The following is a 5,537-nucleotide window of genomic DNA, read 5'->3' as shown; positions in this document are numbered from 1 at the left end:
GGCGTGACCATCCGCAGCACCACCGGCAGCATCGTCATCTCGGCCCCGGTGAGCGTGACGGTCAACGGCGGCGGCAGCTTCACCGAATGGAGCAACGCCGGCATCACCCACGGCACCCCCGGCACCTGGGTGGAGCATGCGGCCTCGCATGTGCAGATGGGGCCGTTGAGCCGGCCGCTGCAGCCGCAGAACTTCGAGGCGTGCGATGCCAAGGAGCGCCACGCAGATGGAAATTCTGGAACGGTTTCCCGCTGATGAACGCCGAGGCGGACGTGCAACCCAAGCATTTTCTGGATCTCTTGGGTCGGCTTCTGGACGAATGGCGCCAGCTTGGAAGCAATCCGGTCGCGCCGAACAGCAGTTGGAAACCAGAGGACGCCGACGCGCCGGTTCACGCCTTTTTGGTGCTCAATCGATGGGCAGAAAACCCGCTTGCCGAGGTGATCGAGAGCATGTTCCCCGACATGGCACAGCAGCGTTGCGCCGTGCCAGACCGGCTCTTCACGGATCGGCTCGACGAAGCGCCATGTCTGGTTCCTTTGGCCAATGAGATGACGCCGGGAGCCGCTGCCGACCTGCCGCACATCCAATCGGTGCGCGCCGTTCTCGCCGGATGGTTAGCCTTTGCATGGAACCAGGCGTTGCTCCGGCTGGCCCGTCAGGACTTGTGCGCAGTGGTGCTGAGCCGCCTGCCCGCCAGTCGCATCGCGGCGCACTGGACTGATCTGGGCGATCAACGGCCCCCGAATGGCGGCGCGTCGGTGTTGTTCCGTTATCAGGACCCGCGGGTGATGCAACGCATGTGGCCGCTGCTCACCAGCAGCCAGCGCCTGCACTGGCTCGGCCCCGTCGAGCAGTGGTGGGCTTTGGCCCAGCCATGGGGTGCCATGCCGGATGGCATGCATGCCGACTGGTTTCACGCACGACGGCCTGCTGGACCTGTCGCGTCCGAAGGCTTGAGCCTTCACCGATTCACCGCCGAGCAATGGCATGCGGCACATGCCTGGGGTCCGGCCAATCGCATCTGGCGCGACTACGCGGACCATGGCGTTGGCCCCGACCGCCAGCCCGACGCGCCCACCATGTTGCAGTTGCTGGCCGACGCCAGCCAGTTGGGCCTCATCGGCGTCCACGCCGAGGACTACGTGCATTGCAGTTGGCTGCACGAAGCGTCAGGAGGTGCCCCGCAGACGCGGGACTGGCGCCTTCCTGGTGCCGCACGTGTACTCGGGCGCGTCCTGCAAACCCTGCGCTCAGACCCGCAGGCCCGCTTTGCCACCGTGTTTCATCTCCTCACCCGCGGCTGAAGCCGCAGGAAGGTCTTTCATGCCTTGTGCCAACCCCTGTTCCAACTGCAGTCGCGTGGGCTTGCCTCTGCTCTTTGTCCGGTATGCCGCCGGGTTCTCCGCCACAAGCGGGGGGTTGACCGAACTGCGCGCGCTGCAGCCGGCCGGCCAACTTCAAGCGCAACCGGGCGGCGTGCACATGTCGACGGCGGTGTATGGGGCACGGATGCTGCGGCCAGGTTTTCTGTACCTGCGCATCAAGCGGATCGGTGTCACGGCCGAGTGGCAGGCCTATGTCGTCCATCCGCATGGCTACCTGACGGCGTTCGATCCCCATCTGCCGGAAGACGCCAAGGCAAGCCCGGCGTGCGAAGTGCAGACGCGGGGCGCCGTCATGAGCCTCATATGGCTGCAGGACGCCCGGAACGTGAAGAGCCTGCACTACCTGTTCCACCCCGATCCTCTGAGTTGGGACCATCTCAAGCGCCACATCGAACCGCACCGCAACAAGTACATGCAGCGATTCGATGTGGCTGGATGGATGGACGGCAACACCGCGCAGGCCGATACATGCCTACCGGATGATCTTGCTGCACGCGTGCTGGAGTTTGCGGCGCTCGACAGTCTGGCGGCGCAGGCGGTGGGTTGCGAGCAGCACTATGGCCTGATGGGAACGCACGGTGCAGAACGCGACTGGGGCGATTACAGCGAGGCGCGCTTCGGCAGGCACTTCGAGGCCGTGCGGCACGAAACGCACGATGCCGATGGCCATGTCGCCGTCACCGACTTCGGCGCGGCTCCAGGCATGGCCGTGGGCCCCTATGTCGCCCAGGTGCGCAACATCCGCTACGAGGGTCGTCATGGGCCGCGTCTGAAAAGGATGGCGGAACTGCTGCGCAAGGACAAAGGAGCGGTGATTGCATGCGAAGACGCATTGGGCATCGCGCAGGAGCTTGCGTTGCACCACCTCACCGCAGCCTCGGATTACGTCGCCTGGCTCGCCGAGACCGATCCAGGCGACACGTTGAACCCCAACGTGACGAATGCCTGGAAGCAGGCCGCGAGCGAATGCATCAACACCGTCGAGGCTGCCATCTACAAGCGGGCCATGCAGGTGTATGACGACGAAACCGAGCGGCTGCGTCAGGTGCGTGAGGCGATGGACCGGCGGCACGCCCATCCGCTGGGCACGGTCATGCAGCAAGGGCCCGACGGTTCGCTGCGGGAGGTCGATGTCAAGGAACTGGAGGCGCGCAACAAGAGTGCGCTGGAAGGCCAGATCGGCGCACGCGAGTCGGACCGCCGCCTTGTCAGCGACGCAGAGGCTGCCAATGCACTGCGCGTCACTCGGGCGCACTACGACGTGGCTGCGCGTCGCCGCTTCGACGACCTCCATCTGGCCAAGGTCAAAGCCCGCGATGCACGCATGAACGGCATCACCGAGGACCTGATCGCCTGGCTGCGCTCGGCAGCATTCCTGGACAGGACGCTGGGACGCTACGACCGCACGCCCGAAGGAATATCCACCGGAGATGGCGCCCGTTGCGCAGGCCAGTTGTGCGCCGTCCTGGAGCCGATGGACAGCACCCCGCGCGGCAGGCGCTGGTACGCCGAACTTCAGCTGTTCAAGGATGAGCCCGCCAACCTCGTGTGGCGAATGGCCACGCTGAACAACGACCAGATCAGCGACGAGCTGAAGCGCGTTCTGGACCAGCTTCACGACACCGTGCCCCCCGCCACCGTGGTCGAGGGTGCGGCGAGTGCCGAAGAGAGCGCGCGACGGCAGCAGGCCTGGGCGGCGATGGGCGCCGCACTGGGCCAGATTCCCAGGACCATCAAGGGCAGCCAGACCATCATCGGCGAGATCGGCAAGGTACTCGACGGCAATACCTCGCTGCTGCAGAAGTTCCGGTCACTGCAAAAGATTGCCGACACGGCCCGCAAGAACGTCCACACCGTGTGGTGCGTCGCGGTGGTGGAGGCTGCCAAGAAAGCGCCACCGTCTCAATTGGAGCGCCTCCTGGCCCGCGGGCAGGTGCTGATCCTGGCCCATGGCCTGGGCGAGAAGGCCATCGACTACGTGAAAGACGAGGAACGCCGGCTGGCCGAGGAAATGCGGGCGGCAGGCAACCCGCCCGTGTACAGCAACAAGCGCAACCCCGAGCCGGGGAGCAGGGCGTGGAACAGAAAGTACGGCTACCAGGGCGAGAAGCTGCAGGCCCGCACGGAGCGCGCCGTGGCGCGACTGAGCGATTCGAAGGTGCAGAACCTGCGCATTCCGTCGGCATTGGCGGCCCTGGAGGTGGTGGGGCTGCTGCCGACCTTCGGGCGGGCGGCGAACCGGCAGGACGACTCCAGGGCGGGCAGCCAGGCGGCCGGTGCAATGGCAGCAGCCACGGGCACGCTCAAGGGGTGGCGGGCGGACTTCTACGAGAAGAATGTGCTGGAGGAGATCAAGGCGAAGATTCCGGCACACAAATGGTCTGCGGAATTGGGCAAGGCGACCAGTGCGGAGCTTCAGGCCATGAAGATCGGCGCGGCGCACTGGGTGGCTGCGGGGGCTGTGGTGGGGGTGATTTGGGATGCGGTGGATGCTATTACTGCATATAGGCGAGAAAACGGAATTTTGATGTTTGCCTACGTCGGACGAGCGGTGGGCGGCTCAGCATCAATCATCACCGGGCTCGTTACAGCTTACAACTTAGAAAAGCTGCGTGTCGTCCTTTGGTGTGCTCGGATCAACATTGCGATAGGCATCGCTACTTTCGTCATGAGTGAAGTGATCGCCCGCCTTAAGGAGAAAGAGTGGAAGGAGTGGCTACAGGCGGAGCCTTTCCGTAAAAGTGACAGCAAAATCAACTCTCACCAAACAGAAGCTTTGATGCTGAGCGCACTCGGCAATGCTATCGCGGACATGGAGCGCTGAGCACGATGTTCAATTCAGAAGCCAACTACTGGGATGAGCGGCGCAGTGAAAACCCAAAGCAGGCGCTAGAGTACTTTGCGGACATCAACGACCATACATATCTATATGAAATTTATGAGAGAAGAGCCCGACGCAATGTGAACGATCCTAAAACCAAGCGCAAGGAAAAGATCAAGGAGAAAGAGATCGCACGCCTCTCTTTGTCCATTAATCGAATATTATTGGATTTCAATGAGTATTTCATCGAACTGAGCAACGCAGGCGAATACAAGCGCTCACTGACGTTTCTGATGGCCGTCCTATCTATATTAATTCTCGGGTTACCGGGCGGATTTATTTCTCTGCTATTAATCGATGGCCCATCGCATCTTAGTGATTGGTATCTCGTATTGGGACTTCTTCTGGTCTTGTTCGTTGGCACATATGCGCTGATTCACCTTCTATTGTGGCCTTACGTTTTCTCTCCTGCCTTTTTCACAGCTTTGCGCCCCCGCTATCGCTTCAATCGCACCACCCGCAAGGTATACGTGCTTCGCCCGAAGAAATATGGCGGCAACGCCATCCTCGATTGGGACCGCGTCAAGGCGCATGTGAATTGGGCGCCGCCCAAGTCCTGGACGGCGGAGCAGTTGGCCAGCAGCGAGGAGGCTCGGCGCGAGCGGCGATTGGCGGCTGAGACGGATGGCAACCTGCTGCTGTACTGGCCCCCGCTCGACCCCGCCGACCCCGAACGCAAGGGAGAAGACCTCATCTGGGTCGGCCCCGAGGGCAGTGGAGAGCCTCTATGGCAGTACATCCGCACATTCATGGAAGAAGGCATGCATGCAGTGCCTCCCCCTGCGGATTACAACTGGCTGAGGAAGGGCTTCAGCACCCCTGGACAGCACATGCGAGAGACCGTGATGCACGGCTCGCTGCTGCGCGACCGGTTCAGTGGCCAAGAAATGTCGGGCGCCACGGCCACGAATTTCGGCATCAACGTGCTGTGGGCACCGCTTCATTCACTGGCGGAACGGCTGTGCTACTGGCCCACATTTCCGGAGGAATGGAACAGCGATTGCGGCCAGCGCCGCCGAGAGAGCGGCATCGGGCCGGAAGAGCCTCTGCGGTGGACACCACGGCTCTGATCGGGCAAACGCCCCGACTGGAACGCCTCCTGGCCCGCGGGCAGGTGCTGATCCTGGCCCATGGCCTGGGCGAGAAGGCCATCGACTACGTGAAAGACGAGGAGTGTCAGTGGCACTCCAATAATCCCCAGTTGTGGCATCTGAAATTTCCCCACCCATCGACAACGCGAAGGAGCGAGAGATGGAAAAGGAAAAGCA

Annotated in this window: 5 protein-coding genes; all 5 read left to right on the top strand. The window is 62.6% G+C overall.

What is annotated here, in order from left to right:
- On the top strand, positions 1–255 hold a 255-nt coding region (locus ABIC63_RS29740), incomplete at its 5' end, for a DUF2345 domain-containing protein (RefSeq protein WP_354322446.1).
- Complete coding sequence (locus ABIC63_RS29735) at positions 255–1,307, top strand: DUF4123 domain-containing protein (RefSeq protein WP_354322445.1); 1,053 nt, start codon at positions 255–257, stop codon at positions 1,305–1,307. The genes ABIC63_RS29740 and ABIC63_RS29735, both read left to right, overlap by 1 nt.
- Positions 1,308–1,326: 19 nt before the next feature.
- Positions 1,327–4,212 carry a T6SS effector BTH_I2691 family protein gene (locus ABIC63_RS29730; RefSeq protein WP_354322444.1) on the top strand — a complete coding sequence of 962 codons (2,886 nt, stop codon included), beginning with the start codon at positions 1,327–1,329 and terminating at the stop codon, positions 4,210–4,212.
- A 5-nt stretch (positions 4,213–4,217) separates the two neighbouring features.
- Positions 4,218–5,339, top strand: coding sequence for an MFS transporter (locus ABIC63_RS29725; RefSeq protein WP_354322443.1), 1,122 nt, complete (start codon positions 4,218–4,220; stop codon positions 5,337–5,339).
- A partial coding sequence (locus ABIC63_RS29720; protein WP_354322442.1) for a hypothetical protein occupies positions 5,321–5,537 on the top strand: 217 nt, incomplete at its 3' end. The genes ABIC63_RS29725 and ABIC63_RS29720, both read left to right, overlap by 19 nt.

Source organism: Pseudacidovorax sp. 1753 (assembly GCF_040544975.1).
In the GTDB taxonomy this organism is placed as follows: Bacteria; Pseudomonadota; Gammaproteobacteria; order Burkholderiales; family Burkholderiaceae_C; genus Xenophilus.
This window is presented reverse-complemented; position numbering and strand designations above follow the sequence as displayed.

Excerpts from the sequence above, each read along its gene's own strand:
- ABIC63_RS29725 (WP_354322443.1), top strand. The coding sequence starts at position 4,218 with ATGTTCAATTCAGAAGCCAACTACTGGGATGAGCGGCGCAGTGAAAAC.
- ABIC63_RS29730 (WP_354322444.1), top strand. The coding sequence starts at position 1,327 with ATGCCTTGTGCCAACCCCTGTTCCAACTGCAGTCGCGTGGGCTTGCCT.
- ABIC63_RS29735 (WP_354322445.1), top strand. The coding sequence starts at position 255 with ATGAACGCCGAGGCGGACGTGCAACCCAAGCATTTTCTGGATCTCTTG.